Source organism: Bradyrhizobium sp. USDA 376 (assembly GCF_054063675.1).
The window spans coordinates 1,560,740-1,575,694 of the sequence record NZ_JBSSGN010000001.1; the positions used below are offsets into that span (position 1 = coordinate 1,560,740).

Below are 14,955 nucleotides of genomic sequence, written 5' to 3' on the forward strand. Positions count from 1 at the left end.
CTTCCATGAGCACGCTCCAACCGACCGTCAACGCCGCATCGATCGCCAGCATCCCCTCGCCTGCCGCAACGCCGGCGGTCCCGGCCAAAACCTGGATCGCGGTGATCGGCGCGACGCTCGGCGCCTTCATGGCGGTGCTGAACATCCAGATCGTCAACGCCTCGCTCGCCGACATCCAGGGCGCGATCGGAGCCGGCATCGACGACGGCGGCTGGATCTCGACCTCCTATCTGATCGCAGAAATCGTGGTGATCCCGCTGTCAGGCTGGCTGGCGCAGGTGTTCTCGATCCGCATCTACCTGCTCACCAATGCGGTCCTGTTCCTGCTTCTCTCCGCAGCCTGCGCGCTGGCGCAGGACCTGCCGCAGATGATCGTGCTGCGCGCCGTGCAAGGTTTTACCGGCGGCGTGCTGATCCCGATGGCCTTCACGCTGATCATCACGCTCTTGCCGCGCGCAAAACAGCCGGTCGGACTTGCGCTGTTCGCGCTGTCGGCAACGTTCGCACCGGCGATCGGCCCGACCATCGGCGGCTATCTCACCGAAAATTTCGGCTGGCAGTACATCTTTTACGTCAACCTCGTGCCCGGCGCGGTCATGGTCGGCATGCTCTGGTACGCACTCGAGGCAAAGCCCATGAAGCTGGCGCTGCTACGCGAGGGAGACTGGGCCGGCATCATCACCATGGCAATCGGACTCTCGGCGCTGCAGACCGTGCTGGAGGAAGGCAACAAGGACGACTGGTTCGGCTCGCCCTTCATCGTCAAGCTGTCGATCATCGCCGCGGTGGCGTTGACCGCCTTCCTGGTCATCGAGCTCACGGTGAAGAAGCCGCTGCTCAATTTGCGCCTGCTGGTGCGCCGCAATTTCGGCTTCGGCATGCTCGCGAACTTCCTGCTCGGCATCGCGCTATACGGCTCGGTGTTCATCCTGCCGCAATATCTGTCGCGCATCCAGGGCTACAATGCCGAGCAGATCGGCATGGTGCTGGCCTGGACCGGGTTGCCGCAGCTGGTGCTGATCCCGCTGGTGCCGCGCCTGATGCAGCGCTTCGACGCGCGGATCATCATCGGCATCGGCTTCGTGCTGTTCGCTGCCTCGAACTTCATGAACATCTATATGACCAGCGACTACGCCGCGGACCAGCTGTTGTGGCCCAACGTGGTTCGCGCCATCGGCCAGGCGCTGGTGATGGCTCCGTTGTCGGCGGTGGCGACCGCTGGCATCGAAGCGGAGAATGCCGGCTCGGCCTCCGGCCTGTTCAACATGATGCGCAATCTCGGCGGCGCCGTCGGCATCGCGCTGCTCCAGACCGTGCTGACCAAGCGCGAGCAATATCACTCCAACGTGCTGATGCAGTCGGTCTCGGTGTTCGAGCAGGCCACCCGCACGCGGCTCGAACAGCTCACGCAATATTTCGTCAATCACGGCATCCTCGACCGTGCGGACGCGTCGCATCGCGCCTATGTTGCGATCGGCCGTATCGTGCAGAAGCAGGCCTATATCTTCGCCTTCAGCGACACCTTCTATCTGCTCGGCATGGCACTGATCGTCGCTCTCATCGCCGTATTCTTTCTGAAGAAGCCCGGCCAGGTCTCGGCCGGCGGAGCCCACTGATCCCACCAAGGAAAAGGAGAACGACCATGAAGCCCCGCATGAACTACTACCAGGCCGCGCCCGATACGATCAAAGCGCTGATGGCACTGGAAGAGCAGATCCAATCGACAGGCCTGGAGAAATCACTGATCGAGCTGGTCAAGATCCGGGCATCGCAGATCAACGGCTGCGCCTTCTGCATCAACATGCACACCGAGGATGCCCGCAAGCGCGGCGAGACCGAGCAGCGCATCTACCTGCTCAATGCCTGGCGCGAATCCCCGCTCTATTCCGACCGCGAGCGCGCCGCGCTGGCCTGGACGGAAGCGGTGACGCTGATCTCCGAGACGCGCGCGCCGGACGACATCTACGAACAGGTTCGCGCGCAATTCTCCGACGCGGACACGGTGAACCTGACCATGCTGATCGGAGCCATCAATGCCTGGAACCGGATCGCGATCGCGTTCCGCGCCGTGCATCCGGTGAAGGTGAAGGCGTCGGTGGCGTGAGGCAGCCACAACGACGGTCTTGTAGGGTGGGCAAAGCGAAGCGTGCCCACCTTCTATCGAGAGATGGAAAGATGGTGGGCACGGCGCAAGTGCGCCTTTGCCCACCCTACGATAGCGGCGTGTGCCGCTTAAACCGCCGTGGCCTTGGCGAACTCCACGTAGATCTCGCGCAGCCGGGTCGCCATCGGGCCGGGCTTGCCGTCGCCGATGGCCTTGCCGTCAAGCGCGACCACCGGCTGCACGAACGACGAGGCCGAGGTAATGAACGCCTCCTTGGCGGCAAGCGCCTCCGCGACGGTGAAGGAACGCTCCTCGACGCGGAGCTGACGCTCCTCGGCAAGCGCGATCACGGCCTTGCGGGTGCAGCCCGGCAGGATGGCGTTGGAGTTCTGGCGGGTGACAATGACGTCGTCCTTGGTCAGGATGAACGCCGTGGACGAGCCGCCTTCGGTGACATAGCCATCCTGCAGCATCCAGGCCTCGCCGGCGCCGGCTTCGGCCGCGGCCTGCTTCGCCAGCACCTGCGCCAGCAGCGCGACGCTCTTGATGTCACGGCGCTCCCAGCGGATGTCGGGCACCGTGATCACGTTGATGCCGGTCTTTGCCACGGGGGCGTTGATGATGTCCTTCTCGGAGGTGAACATCACCAGGCTCGACTTGACGTCCCCCTTGGGGAACGGAAAGTCGCGGCCCTTGTCGGCGCCGCGCGTGACCTGGAGGTAGACGAGGCCACTCTCGAGCTTGTTGCGCGCAATCAGCTCCTTCTGCAGCTCGGTAATGCGCTCGACCGTCTCCGGCAGCTTCAACTTGATCTCGCCGACCGACCGCTCCAGCCGCGCCAGGTGCGAGGCGTTGTCGACCAGCTTGCCGTCCAGCACCGCCGAGACCTCGTAGATGCCATCGGCGAACAGGAAGCCGCGGTCGAGGACCGAGATCTTGGCGTCCGAGAGCGGGACGAATGAGCCGTTGACATAGGCGAGCGGGTCCAAGGCAGGTCTCCTGGGAGGGAAAGGGGGATTTTCCTGCTCGTATACGGGATTTGTTGGGGCCACGAAACCCTCAACCTGTCATTCCGGGGCGGCGCGCAGCGACGAGCCCGGAATCCATTTCGCCCCGCGTACGCCGCCTGATGGATCCCGGGCTCGCGCTACGCGCGCCCCGGGATGACGACCGGTTAATGCGACAAAATCTTCGACAAGAACTTCTGCGCGCGGTCGCTGCGGGGCTTGCCGAAGAAATCGTCCTTCGGGGCGTCCTCGACGATCTCGCCGCGGTCCATGAAGATGACGCGGTTGGCGACCTTGCGGGCGAAGCCCATCTCGTGGGTGACGACCATCATGGTCATGCCTTCACGGGCGAGGTCGACCATGACGTCGAGCACTTCGCTGACCATCTCGGGATCGAGCGCCGAGGTCGGCTCGTCGAACAGCATCACGATCGGATCCATCGCGAGCGCGCGTGCGATCGCAACGCGCTGCTGCTGGCCGCCCGAGAGCTGCGCGGGAAACTTCTGCGCCTGCTCCTTCAGGCCGACGCGCTCCAGCAGCTGCATGCCCTTGGTGACCGATTTGTCGTGCCCCCGGCCCAGCACCTTCTCCTGCGCGAGGCAGAGATTGTCGATGATCTTGAGGTGCGGGAACAGCTCGAAATGCTGGAACACCATGCCGACGCGTGAGCGCAGCTTCGGCAGGTTGGTCTTGGGATCGTTGACCTTGGTGCCGTCGACCGAGATGTCGCCGCTCTGGAACGGCTCCAGCGCGTTGACGCATTTGATCAGCGTCGACTTGCCCGAGCCCGAGGGGCCGCAGACCACGACGACCTCGCCCTTGGTGACGCTGGTGGTACAGTCGGTCAGCACCTGGAACGTGGGGCTGTACCATTTGTTGACGTGGCTGATTTCGATCATGACCGACACGCTCTAGCGAATGATGGCGATGCGCGACTGCAGGCGGCGAACGCCGAAAGACGCGATACAGGAAATGGTGAAGTAGACGACGGCGGCGAACAGATACATTTCGACGAGGCGCCCGTCGCGCTGCGCGACCTTGCTGGCCGCACCCAGGAAGTCCGGGATCGACAGCACGTAGACCAGCGAGGTGTCCTGGAACAGCACGATGGTCTGGGTCAGCAGCACGGGGAGCATGTTGCGGAACGCCTGCGGCAGCACGACGTAGCGCATGGTCTGGGCGTAGCTAAGTCCCAGCGCGCTCGCCGCGGCCGGCTGGCCGCGCGAGATCGACTGGATGCCGGCGCGCATGATCTCGGAGAAATACGCCGCCTCGAACATGATGAAGGTGATCAGCGAGGACGCGAACGCGCCGACGCTGATCGGGCGCGAGGCGCCGGTCACCCACTGCCCGATATAGGGCACCAGGAAGTAGAACCAGAAGATGACCAGCACCAGCGGCAGCGAGCGCATGAAGTCGACATAGAGGCCGGCGATGCGCCCGAGGGTCTTGTAGCCGGACAGCCGCATCAGTGCGATCGCCGTGCCGAAGATCAGGCCGCCGAGCGCGGCGAGCGCGGTCAGCGTCAGCGTGAAGGTCATGCCCTCGTAGAACAGGTAGGGCAGCGACCGGCGGATGACGTCGAAATCGAAACTCCCGAGCATGGCGCTATTTCCCCGTGATGTAGCCGGGGATCGCGACGTAGCGCTCGAGGAAGCGCATCGCGGTCACGACGACGGCGTTGACGAGGAGATAAAGGATGGTCGCGGCCGTGAAGGCCTCGAACACCTGGAACGAGAATTCCTGCATCGAGCGCGCCTGTCCGGTCAGCTCGATCAGGCCGATGGTGATGGCCACCGCCGTGTTCTTGATGGTGTTGAGGAACTCGGAGGTCAGCGGCGGCAGGATGATGCGGAACGCCATCGGCAGCAGCACGTAGCGATAGCCCTGCACGGTAGTGAGCCCGAGCGCGGTCGCCGCCATCTTCTGCCCGCGCGGCAGCGAACCGATGCCCGCCTGCAACTGCACGGCAACGCGCGCCGACATGAAGAAGCCGACGCCGATCGCCGCCGTCCAGAACGGCGCGTTCGGCAATTGCTTCAGCCACAGGCCGGCGGCCTTCGGCAGCAATTCCGGCAGCACGAAGAACCACAGGAAGAGCTGCACCAGCAGCGGCATGTTGCGGAAGAACTCGACCCAGCCGAAGCCGAACCAGTAGGCGCCCCGCGACGGCAGGGTGCGCATGACGCCGACGATCGAGCCGAAGATCAGCGCGATGATCCAGGCGAGCAGCGCCGTCTTGATGGTCAGCGCCAGCCCCGACAGCAGCATGTCGAGATAGGTGCCGGTCCCCATCGGGTTCGGCTCGAAGAAAATTCCCCAGTTCCAGTGGTAGTTCACGTGTCCCCCGCGCGAACGCGCCCATCATGGTTGTCTTGAAGTCAGTCTTGGGCGCCTATGCAAATGTCCGGCCACCCCCTCCAGAGTGGCTGGAATTTCTTCCCTCTCCCCGCTTGCGGGGAGAGGGCTAGGGTGGGCCTCTCCCCGCAAGCGGGGAGAGGCGAACAGCATCTTACTTGTAATCGTCCGGGTTCGGCGAGTCCGTCGGCTTGGCGAACTCATTTTTCAGCTCGGCCGAGATCGGCGTGTTCAGGTTCAGCCCCTTCGGCGGGATCTTGGTCGTGAACCACTTGGCGTAGATCTTCTCGCCCTCGCCGGAGGTATAGACCGCAGCGGTTGCCGCATCGACCACCTTCTTGAACGGCGCGTCGTCCTTGCGCAGCATGATGCCGTAGGGCTCGGGCTTGGAGAACGCGTCCTTGGAGATGGCGTAGTCATCCGGCGACTTCGAGCCGGCGACGAGGCTGGCGAGCAGGATGTCGTCCATGACGAAGGCGACCGCGCGGTCGGTCTCGACCATCAGGAAGGCTTCAGCGTGATCCTTGGCCGGGATGATGTTGGCGCCGAGGCCCTTCGCGACGTTGGCTTCGGTGAGCTGCTTGATGTTGGTGGTGCCGGCGGTCGAGACCACCGTCTTGCCCTTGAGATCGTCGATCGACTTGATGCCGCTCGACTTCTTGAAGACGTAGCGGCTGGCGGTCAGGAAGTGGGTGTTGGTGAAGGCGACCTGCTTCTGGCGCTCGGCATTGTTGGTGGTCGAGCCGCATTCGAGGTCGATGGTGCCGTTGGCCATCAGCGGGATGCGGGTCGCGGAGGTCACCGGGTTGAGCTTGACCTCGAGCTTGTCGAGCTTGAGCTCCTTCTTCACGGCGTCGACGATCTTGTAGCAGATGTCCATCGCGAACCCGACCGGCTTCTGGTTGTCGTCCAGATAGGAGAACGGGATCGAGGAGTCGCGGAAGCCCAGCGTGATGGCGCCGGTGTCCTTGATGTTCTTCAGCGTGCCGGTCAGCTCCTGGGCCCCGGCCTGGCTGACGGCGAAGGTCGCGGCGAGCGCGAGCCCAATGCTACGGAAATGTTTCACTTTTTTCTTCCCCTTTCAGGATGATGCGGCCGGATGCAAGCACAAATCAGGCCGGATTAGAATGTGACTTTCGGCTGGATTGCGGGCCAGGTTAATGGCTCAGCCGAGTGGCTTGGGCAATTCCCCGAGATCCCAGAACAGCCCGGCCATCACCGTCAAGGCCTCTTCGGTCAAAGGCAGCAGGATGTGCTCATTGGGCGCATGCTGGGAGCAGCCGGGATAGGAGTGCGGGACCCAGATCGTCGGCAGGCCCAGGATTTCGGAGAACACGTCGTTGGGCAGCGAGCCGCCGAAATTCGGCAAAACCGCCGGCGCCTTGCCGGTGGTCGCCAGCACCGAATCCGCTGCCCATTTGATCCAGGGACTGTCGAAGTCGGTGCGTGAGGCGGCAAAGCTCTGGGCCGCCCGCACCTCGACCATCGGAAAACCCTTTGCGACCAGATGCGCGCGGACGGCCTCGATCAGGCCGTCGATCGTCGTGCCGACCACGAAACGCAGTTGCAGCACGGCATTGGCGTGGCCGGGAATGGCATTGGCCGGCTTCTCGATATTGCCCGACGACATCGCCAGCACTTCGAGCGTGTTCCAGGCGTAGAGCCGTTCGGCCGCCGACAACCCCTCCTCGCCCCAGTTCTCGGCCAGCGCCGGCTCGTCCGCGGTCGGCACCACCTCGACGTCGGCGAGATAGCTGCGGATCTGGTTGGTGAGCCGCGGCGGCTTCAGCGCCTCGAGCTGGAGGCGGCCGTGGCCGTCGACCAGCGTCGAGATCGCGTTGACCAGGATGGTTGCGGGGTTGGCGAGCACGCCGCCCCAATTGCCGGAATGATGACCGCCATCGCGCAGGTTGACGTCGAGATGGATGCGGATGCCGCCGCGGCAGCCCAGGAACAGCGTCGGACGGTCGGCGGACAAGCGCGGACCGTCGGAGGCCATGAACAAATCGGCCTTCAGCACATCGCGATTGAGATCGCAGACCTTGCCGAGATCGGGCGAGCCGATCTCCTCGCCCATCTCGACGATGAACTTGGCGTTGAAACCGAGCTTGCCGCCGCGGGCGTCGCGCACCGCACGTAGCGCCGCCATGTTGATGCTGTGCTGGCCCTTGTTGTCGGCGGTGCCGCGGCCATAGAGGCGCGTGCCCGAAACCGTCGTCCGCCAGGGATCGCGCCCCTCGCGCCACTCGCCCTCCATGCCGTCGACGACGTCGCCATGGCCGTAGACCAGCACGGTCGGCAGCGAGGCGCTCTCGTGATGCTCGGCGAACAGGAACGGTGCCTTGCCGCTCGGGGATTCGACGATACGGCTGGTGAAATCGAGCGCGGCGAAGGCCGGCTGCATCTCCTGTTCCAGATAGGCACGCAGCTCGGTACCGCGCAACGGATTCTGGCTCTCGGTCTTGTAGGCGACGCGGCGGTCGAGTTCAGCGAGGAACGCACCGGATTCGAAATCCTCACGGGCGCGGGCGATGGCGTCGGCTCTGGTCATGACTTTTTCGAGGCTTTGAGGCGAAGAACCTTACCCGACACGGGCAGGCCTTCGAAAGTGGCGGGGACTTCGATAGTTCTTGTAGTTCTCTTGGGATTTCGTTCTTGCTCTCTTCAGATTGGCTTGCCAAGGGCAGCAGCGCTGCTGATTTTGGCCTTGCCAAGCGCAAGTTATATGCAAGAACTTCGCCAAGTTCGGGCGCACATCTACCATTCGAAGAGCGCTCAGTATAGGGCGCCGGGGAACCATCATGGCCAAGCAGATCAGGCTCAACGCGTTTGCGATGAATTGCGTCGCACACCAGTCACCGGGCCTTTGGACCCATCCCCGCGACCGCACCGCCGAATATAACCGCCTGCCCTACTGGATCGATCTTGCCAGGACCCTGGAGCGCGGCCGCTTCGACGGGTTGTTCCTGGCGGACGTGCTTGGCGTCTACGACGTCTATGGCAACAGCCCTGACGCAGCCTTGCGCAATGCAGCACAGACGCCGTCGAACGAGCCGCTGCTGCTACTGTCGGCGATGGCGGCGGTGACGCAAAATCTCGGTTTCGGCGTCACCAGCAATCTGTCGTTCGAGCCGCCCTACCCGTTCGCGCGGCGGATGTCGACGCTGGACCATCTCACCGAGGGACGGATCGGGTGGAACGTCGTCACCGGCTATCTCGACAGTGCAGCGCGCGGAGCCGGCAAGGACAAGCAGACCGGACACGACGACCGCTACGACATCGCCGACGAATATATGGAGGTCGTCTACAAGCTCTGGGAAGGCAGCTGGGAAGACGACGCCGTGCTGCGCGACCGGGCGCGAGGCATCTTCACCGATCCCGCCAAAGTTCATCGCGTCAATCATGAGGGCGCGAACTACCGCATCAACAACACCATTCACCTCAGCGAGCCGTCGCCGCAGCGCACGCCTGTGCTGTACCAGGCCGGCACCTCGCCGCGCGGCCGGCAATTCGCAGCACGTCACGCCGAATGTGTGTTCATGTCGGGGCCATCGGCCAAGGTGATCGCGCCACGCGTCTCCGCGATCCGCCAGGAGGCCGCCGCGCTCGGCCGCAACCCGGCCGAGATCCTGATGTTCTCGATGATGACGATCATCCTCGGACGGACGGAAGCCGAGGCGAAGGAGAAATACGCCGACTATCGCCGCCATATCAGCCCCGAGGGGGCGCTGGCGCTGATGTCCGGTTGGACCGGCGTCGATTTCTCCGGCTACGACCTCGACCAGCAGGTGCGTCACGTCCAGAACGATGCCGGCCGCAGCGCGATGGACAACGTCACCCGCGCCGACCCCGATCGGGTCTGGACCGTGCGCGACGTCATCGAGCATGTCGGCATCGGCGGCGCGGGTCCCGTCGTCGTCGGCACGCCGGAGATGGTTGCGGACAAGATCGAGGACTGGTTCGAGAAGACCGACGTCGACGGCCTCAACGTCGCCTTCGCGATCTCGCCCGGCGATTTCGAGGACATCGCCGACATGCTGGTGCCGGAACTGACGCGGCGCGGGCGGTACAAGAGCGAATATGCCAAGGGCACGCTGCGGGAGAAGCTGTTCGGCCAGGGCCGCGCGCGGCTAGGTGCGCCGCATCCGGCGGCGGGGTATCGGGTGGGGAAGAAGGGGTAGGATTTCGGTGTCGTCCCGGCCTAGCGCGCAATTGCGCGCGGGGGGCCGGGACCCATATGTGGACGGCCCCCGTGGCACAAGAGGCTTGGCGGTCTGATCGGATCGCTTGCATCCATATGTCCGGCCTGTTGGTGCGGTTGATTTGAACCGCTGGCCAAGATGGTTTCCGCGACGCGAGCTCCAATCAACCACGCGACCTGGGTTCGGCCGATGGGTCCCACGGGATGTCTCGCACCTCGGATCGATCGATCCTACCATCTACTCCTCTTGCAGCTCCGGCTCGGCCGGTCGGGCGAACCCGATCGGCTGATCTGTCTTAGGCGGCAGCCGCGGATGCAGCCCGCATCCGAGCGCCGTCGTATCTCTCCCCCGTCACCATCAGCTTCCAGGCGATGCGGGCATTCTTGTTGGCGAGCGCCACGGCTGCGAGCTTGGGCGGCTTGCGCTTGAGCAGGGCCAACAGCCAAGGTGACGGATGACCGCGGCCGCACATGGCCTGCTTGATCACGGCGGTCGCTCCCGCCACCAGGACGCTGCGCAGCCGCTCGTCTCCAGCACGGGTGATCTTGCCGAGACGGGTTTTGCCGGCAGTGGAATGGTCTTTCGGAGTCAGCCCAATCCAGGCCGCATAATGCCTTGCGGAGCTGAACGCGTGCGGATCCGGCGTCTTCATGATCAGCTCAGGCGCACCGATCGGCCCGATCCCTTGAATCTCTGCAAGGCGCCGGCTGTCCGGGTTGGCACGGTGCCAGGCCTTCAGCCTGGCTTCGATTGTCTTCAGTTCCTCCTGTAACTGCGCGTACTGGCGGCCCTGCTGCGCCAACAGATCGCGCGCCAGTTCCGGCACGCTTTCGTCTTGCGCGATCTGCGCCAACAGCGGCTCGACCTGGCTGAGCCCCTTGGCCGCCGTGATCCCGAACTCAGCCGCATAGCCGCGGATCATGTTGCTAAGCTGGGTGCGCCGGGCGATCATCTGCTCGCGCAAGCCCGTCAGCATCAACGCGGCCTGCTGCTCGGCACTCTTCACCAGCACGAACCGCATCGTCGGCCGGCTCATCGCCTCGCACAGGGCCTCAGCGTCGCGCCCGTCGTTCTTGTTGCGCTTGACATAGGGCTTCACGTGCTGTGGCGCCATCAACTTCACTTCGTGGCCCAGCTTGCCCAGCTCCCGCGCCCAGTAATGCGCCGCCCCGCAGGCCTCCATCCCCACCTGCGTCGCCGGCAGCTTGGCAAAAAACTCCAGCATCTGCTTGCGCGTCAGCCGCTTGCGCAGCACTGGCCGCTCCGCCGCGTCCACCCCATGCAGTTGAAAAATATGCTTCGACGTATCGATCCCAATTCGGATAATCTCGCTCACGGACGGCTCCCTTGTCTGAGATTTGCAACAACCTCATTCTGGCACACTGATGCCGTAGGGGGCCGTCCACCCCATCAACCCCAGGGAGATGCTTGGCGAAGGCTGGTCGTTCGGGACGAGCAGCATCCACAATCGAGAGATCACGCGGTATGGGTCCCGGCCCCCCGCGCGCAATTGCGCGCTAGGCCGGGACGACGGGGCTACACCTTCCCGTCCACCATCACCTCGATCAGCTTCGTGCCCGGCCGGCCGAACGCCGACGCCAGCGTCGCCTTCAGCTCTCGGGGATCGCTGACCTTGATCGCCTCGCAGCCGAGCGCTTTCGCCATTCCGGCAAAATCCACGGGTGGATCGACAAAATCCATGCCGACGTAATTGTCGTCGCCATGGAAGGCGAGCAGCCGCTGCTTGATGATGCGGTAGCCGCCATTGTTGGCGATGACGACGTTGAGCGGCAGCTTGTGATGCGCCGCCGTCCAGAGCGACTGGATCGAATACATCGCGCTGCCGTCGCCGGAGAAACACACCACGGGGCGATCCGGATTGGCGATGCTGACGCCGACCGAGGCCGGCAGGCCCCAGCCGATGCCGCCTGAGGCAAGGCCATGATAGCCGTAGCGGTCGCGGTGTGGACGCAGCGCCGTCACCTGGCGGCTGGAGGTGAGACCTTCGTCGACGAGAATGGCATTATCCGGCATGGCCTCGACCATTTGCAGCACCAGGAAATCCGCATCGATGGGGTTGCGGCCCGCGCTCTTGCCGATCTGCTCGACCAGCGCAGCGCGCCGCGCGCTCCAGTTCTTCGGCGCGAGTTCGGCGAGGCGCTGTTTCGCGCGGCTCGCAAGTGTGGCACCGCCCATCTCCTTCAGCACCGGGATCAACGCGCGCAGCGTCTCCTTCAGATCCGCCTTCAGCGCGATCTCGGCGCCGTAGTTCTTGGCGATCTCCCAATCGACGAGACCAACCTGCACGACGCCGAGTCCATCAGGCAGCGCGTCGACCTCGCTATAAACAGACATCCGCAAGGGATCACCGCCGAGTGCGATCAGGAGATCGTAAGGCGCGAGCGTGTCGCGCGCGGTCTTTTGTAGACGCGCGAGCGTGCCGACGAAGCTCGGGCTCTCCGAGAGGAAGTGCGCGCCATAGGGCGTCGAGGACTGGTAAGCGGCAGCGCCGAGCAGTTCGGCGAGTTCGGCGGCCTCCCTGAGCGCGTCGCTCTTGACCACCTCGTCCATGGTGACGACCACGGGGCGCTCGGCCTTGAGCAGCCGTGCAGCAAACGCCTTCAACGCTTCATCCGACGGTCTTGTGCGCGCGTCGATGCGGGTGGAACTGCCAAGATCGATGCCGGCCTCGCTGTTGAGGATGTCGCCGGGCAGCGAGATGAACACCGGCCCGGTCGGCGGCGTCATCGCGACCTTGGCAGCGCGGCGCACGATGCGCGGCAGATCCTCCAGCCGCGTCACCTCGACCGCCCATTTCACCAGCGGCTCGGCCATCCGCACCAGCGGGCCGTAGAGCACCGGCTCCATCAGGCCGTGGCCCTGCTCCTGCTGGCCTGCGGTCAGGATCATCGGCGTGCCCGTGAACTGAGCGTTGTAGAGCGAGCCCATGGCGTTGCCGAGGCCGGGCGCGACATGGACGTTGCAGGCGACAAGCTTCCCGGAGGCACGGCTATAGCCGTCGGCGATCGCGACCACCAGGCTCTCCTGCATCGCCATCACATAGGTGAGATCAGGATGATCCTTCAGCGCATGCATGATCGGCAATTCGGTGGTGCCGGGGTTGCCGAACAGATGCGTGATGCCCTCGTCCTTGAGCAGCGCGAGAAAGGCGGAGCGGCCGGTGATCTTGTTCTTCATGTTTCCTCCAGGAGCGGACGTTGCCGCAAGGACGGAGGCATGATGGCCGAAGTCCTGGGAGGCGCGCAAGGAAGCGCGGTCATGGCTGCGTTGCGTGTGACGGTCTCGTGCCCCGGACGCGGCGCAACGTGCAACGTTGCGACGCAGAGCCGGGACTCAGATTCGCGCGGAGTCCATTGCCGCATGGGCCCCGGCTCGGCAGCGCACCGCCGAAGAGGCGCTGCGCAGCGTCCGGGGCACGGAGAACGGAGTTACATTTCTTCCCGTCCCAATTCGAACGGGTCCTCGCCGCTTCCGCGCTTTTTCTTTTTCGAGCGTTGCCAGACCACGCCGGGAAAACCCTTCAGCGGCACCAGCGGCTCGCCGGTATAGGCCCATTCCTGCAGCTCCTCGATCGCGATGTGATAGAGCGGCTGGCGGCCGGTGCGTTCCCGGAACAGCGCGCGCGGGATGTTGACCATGTGCGGCCCGCGCGGACGCTCGTAGATGATCGGCGTGCCGCAATGCGAGCAGAAGCTGCGTGCGGTCCTCGTCGCCTTGTCCTCGTAGCGGGTCAGCGCAGTCCTGCCGGAGGTGATGCGAAAGCGCTTCTTCCAGCTGCCGATATAGGTCGCGTAAGCCGCGCCGTGGGCGCGGCGGCTGGCGGCGGAGTGATCATGCCACGCCCAGCGCGCCGGTACGTCGATCTCGAAGGTGACCTTGCCGCAGAGGCATTGGCCGGTGGCGGTTCCTGCGGCGGCTGCGGCTTTGGCCATGTTTCTGTTCCCCGCTGTCATTCCGGGATGGTGCGAAGCACCAGACCCGGAATCTCGAGATTCCGGGTTCGACGCTGCGCATCGCCCCGGAATGACGGAAGAGATTACGCCTGCGTCAGCTCACGTGCTCTGGATAGTCCGTGTACCCCTTCTCCTCGCCGCCATAGAACGTCGCACGGTTGTACGGGGTGATCGGGTAGTCGTGCCGAAGGCGCCGCGGCAAATCCGGGTTCGAGATGAAGATGCGGCCGAAAGCGATGATGTCGGCATGGCCTTCGGCGATCGCCGCGTTCGCAGTCTCACCGGTAAAGCCGCCGGCGGTCATCAGCACGCCACTGTAGCGCGGGCGGAACAGCACCATGGCGGAGGGCACGTTCTCCCAGTGCACATCGGCACGGCCCGCGCCGCTGGAGCGCGGCTCGATGAAATGCAGATAGGCAAGACCGAGCTTGTCGAGCGCCTTCACGACGTGCGTGTAGAGCGGCATCGGATCAGGTTCGCCGGAATCGTTGGCAATGCCGTGCGGCGACAGCCGCACGGCGACGCGGTTGGCACCCCAGACATCGATCGCGGCCTGCGTGACCTCCAGCAGCAGCCGCGCGCGGTTCTCGATCGAGCCGCCATATTGGTCGGTGCGCTGGTTGCTGCGCGATTGCAGGAACTGCTCGAGCAGATAGCCATTGGCGCCATGGATTTCGACGCCGTCGAAGCCGGCGGCCAGCGCGTTCTTGGCGCCCTGCCGGAAGGCCTCGACGATGTCCTTGACCTCCTCCGTCTCCAGCGCGCGCGGCGTCTCGTAATCGGCGATCTTGCCGTCGGCGGTCATCGCCTTCATGCCCTCGGCCTTGATCGCGATCGCCGAGGCCGAGACCGGCAACTCACCGCCGTGGAAGGAGGAATGCGAGACGCGGCCGACATGCCAGAGCTGAAGGAAGATGATGCCACCCTTGGCGTGCACGGCATCCGTCACCTTGCGCCATCCCGCAATCTGCCCCTCCGAATAGATACCGGGTGTCGCCGGGTTGCCGCGGCCGTGCGAGAGCACCGGCGAGGCTTCGGCGATGATCAGGCCGCCCTTTGTCGCGCGCTGGCCGTAATATTCGGCGTTGAGCGGGCGCGGCGAAAAGCTCTCCCGCTCGGCGCGCATGCGCGTCAACGGCGCCATCGCGACGCGATGCGCGAGCTTGTACGGACCGACCTGCAACGGTCTAAACAACGCCTCGAATTTCATGCTGGCACCAGATGGCTATGGAAGGATGCGGATCATATAGCGAGGGGCGGCCCCTCGAAAAGGCGCCGCCCCTGTAAAAAGTCGATATTCCCTCCCGCGG

The 14,955-nt window shown here is 64.5% G+C and carries 13 protein-coding genes; 3 read left to right on the forward strand and 10 right to left on the reverse strand.

The window, feature by feature from the left end; all coding sequences use genetic code 11:
• Window positions 1-5: 5 nt before the first annotated feature.
• The gene (locus ACVJ19_RS07260; protein ID WP_453949585.1) at window positions 6-1,616 is read left to right on the forward strand and encodes an MDR family MFS transporter; all 1,611 of its coding nucleotides are present in this window, start codon (window positions 6-8) and stop codon (window positions 1,614-1,616) included.
• Between the two features lie 26 nt (window positions 1,617-1,642).
• Entirely contained in the window at window positions 1,643-2,104 is a 462-nt protein-coding gene (locus ACVJ19_RS07265) for a carboxymuconolactone decarboxylase family protein (RefSeq protein ID WP_453949584.1), read from the forward strand.
• Between the two features lie 128 nt (window positions 2,105-2,232).
• Here ACVJ19_RS07265 and ACVJ19_RS07270 read toward each other — a convergent pair whose 3' ends face one another.
• The 6 genes from ACVJ19_RS07270 to ACVJ19_RS07295 form a co-directional block, all read right to left on the reverse strand.
• Window positions 2,233-3,093, reverse strand: a complete 861-nt coding sequence (locus ACVJ19_RS07270; RefSeq protein WP_453949583.1) for a D-amino-acid transaminase — start codon at window positions 3,091-3,093, stop codon at window positions 2,233-2,235.
• A 185-nt stretch (window positions 3,094-3,278) separates the two neighbouring features.
• The gene (locus tag ACVJ19_RS07275) at window positions 3,279-4,010 is read right to left on the reverse strand and encodes an amino acid ABC transporter ATP-binding protein (protein ID WP_018648485.1); all 732 of its coding nucleotides are present in this window, start codon (window positions 4,008-4,010) and stop codon (window positions 3,279-3,281) included.
• Between the two features lie 12 nt (window positions 4,011-4,022).
• Window positions 4,023-4,715: an amino acid ABC transporter permease gene (locus ACVJ19_RS07280; RefSeq protein WP_018648486.1), complete on the reverse strand. Its 693-nt coding sequence runs from the start codon at window positions 4,713-4,715 to the stop codon at window positions 4,023-4,025.
• 4 nt (window positions 4,716-4,719) lie between these two features.
• Window positions 4,720-5,451, reverse strand: a complete 732-nt coding sequence (locus ACVJ19_RS07285; protein ID WP_453949581.1) for an amino acid ABC transporter permease — start codon at window positions 5,449-5,451, stop codon at window positions 4,720-4,722.
• A gap of 172 nt (window positions 5,452-5,623) precedes the next feature.
• On the reverse strand, window positions 5,624-6,535 hold the full coding sequence (locus ACVJ19_RS07290) for an amino acid ABC transporter substrate-binding protein (protein WP_211406200.1): 912 nt from the start codon (window positions 6,533-6,535) through the stop codon (window positions 5,624-5,626).
• A 99-nt stretch (window positions 6,536-6,634) separates the two neighbouring features.
• The gene (locus tag ACVJ19_RS07295; protein ID WP_453949580.1) at window positions 6,635-8,020 is read right to left on the reverse strand and encodes a M20 family metallopeptidase; all 1,386 of its coding nucleotides are present in this window, start codon (window positions 8,018-8,020) and stop codon (window positions 6,635-6,637) included.
• Between the two features lie 250 nt (window positions 8,021-8,270).
• On the opposite strand from ACVJ19_RS07295, the gene ACVJ19_RS07300 reads away from it, so the two are divergent.
• Window positions 8,271-9,650, forward strand: a complete 1,380-nt coding sequence (locus ACVJ19_RS07300; RefSeq protein ID WP_453949579.1) for an LLM class flavin-dependent oxidoreductase — start codon at window positions 8,271-8,273, stop codon at window positions 9,648-9,650.
• 316 nt (window positions 9,651-9,966) lie between these two features.
• On the opposite strand, the gene ACVJ19_RS07305 is transcribed toward ACVJ19_RS07300, so the two are convergent.
• From ACVJ19_RS07305 to ACVJ19_RS07320, 4 genes are all read right to left on the reverse strand, one after another.
• On the reverse strand, window positions 9,967-11,007 hold the full coding sequence (locus ACVJ19_RS07305; RefSeq protein WP_453948226.1) for an IS110 family RNA-guided transposase: 1,041 nt from the start codon (window positions 11,005-11,007) through the stop codon (window positions 9,967-9,969).
• 200 nt (window positions 11,008-11,207) lie between these two features.
• On the reverse strand, window positions 11,208-12,869 hold the full coding sequence (locus ACVJ19_RS07310; RefSeq protein ID WP_453949578.1) for a thiamine pyrophosphate-binding protein: 1,662 nt from the start codon (window positions 12,867-12,869) through the stop codon (window positions 11,208-11,210).
• Window positions 12,870-13,120: 251 nt separating this feature from the next.
• Entirely contained in the window at window positions 13,121-13,624 is a 504-nt protein-coding gene (locus tag ACVJ19_RS07315) for a GFA family protein (RefSeq protein WP_453949577.1), read from the reverse strand.
• Window positions 13,625-13,739: 115 nt separating this feature from the next.
• The gene (locus ACVJ19_RS07320; protein ID WP_453949576.1) at window positions 13,740-14,855 is read right to left on the reverse strand and encodes an alkene reductase; all 1,116 of its coding nucleotides are present in this window, start codon (window positions 14,853-14,855) and stop codon (window positions 13,740-13,742) included.
• Window positions 14,856-14,955 lie beyond the last annotated feature (100 nt).

What these genes read in the sequence shown, in the direction of transcription:
- ACVJ19_RS07260 (WP_453949585.1), top strand. Translation starts at nt 6, where the DNA reads ATGAGCACGCTCCAACCGACCGTCAACGCCGCATCGATCGCCAGCATC.
- ACVJ19_RS07265 (WP_453949584.1), top strand. Translation starts at nt 1,643, where the DNA reads ATGAAGCCCCGCATGAACTACTACCAGGCCGCGCCCGATACGATCAAA.
- ACVJ19_RS07275 (WP_018648485.1), bottom strand. Translation starts at nt 4,010, where the DNA reads ATGATCGAAATCAGCCACGTCAACAAATGGTACAGCCCCACGTTCCAG.
- ACVJ19_RS07280 (WP_018648486.1), bottom strand. Translation starts at nt 4,715, where the DNA reads ATGCTCGGGAGTTTCGATTTCGACGTCATCCGCCGGTCGCTGCCCTAC.
- ACVJ19_RS07295 (WP_453949580.1), bottom strand. Translation starts at nt 8,020, where the DNA reads ATGACCAGAGCCGACGCCATCGCCCGCGCCCGTGAGGATTTCGAATCC.
- ACVJ19_RS07300 (WP_453949579.1), top strand. Translation starts at nt 8,271, where the DNA reads ATGGCCAAGCAGATCAGGCTCAACGCGTTTGCGATGAATTGCGTCGCA.
- ACVJ19_RS07310 (WP_453949578.1), bottom strand. Translation starts at nt 12,869, where the DNA reads ATGAAGAACAAGATCACCGGCCGCTCCGCCTTTCTCGCGCTGCTCAAG.
- ACVJ19_RS07315 (WP_453949577.1), bottom strand. Translation starts at nt 13,624, where the DNA reads ATGGCCAAAGCCGCAGCCGCCGCAGGAACCGCCACCGGCCAATGCCTC.
- ACVJ19_RS07320 (WP_453949576.1), bottom strand. Translation starts at nt 14,855, where the DNA reads ATGAAATTCGAGGCGTTGTTTAGACCGTTGCAGGTCGGTCCGTACAAG.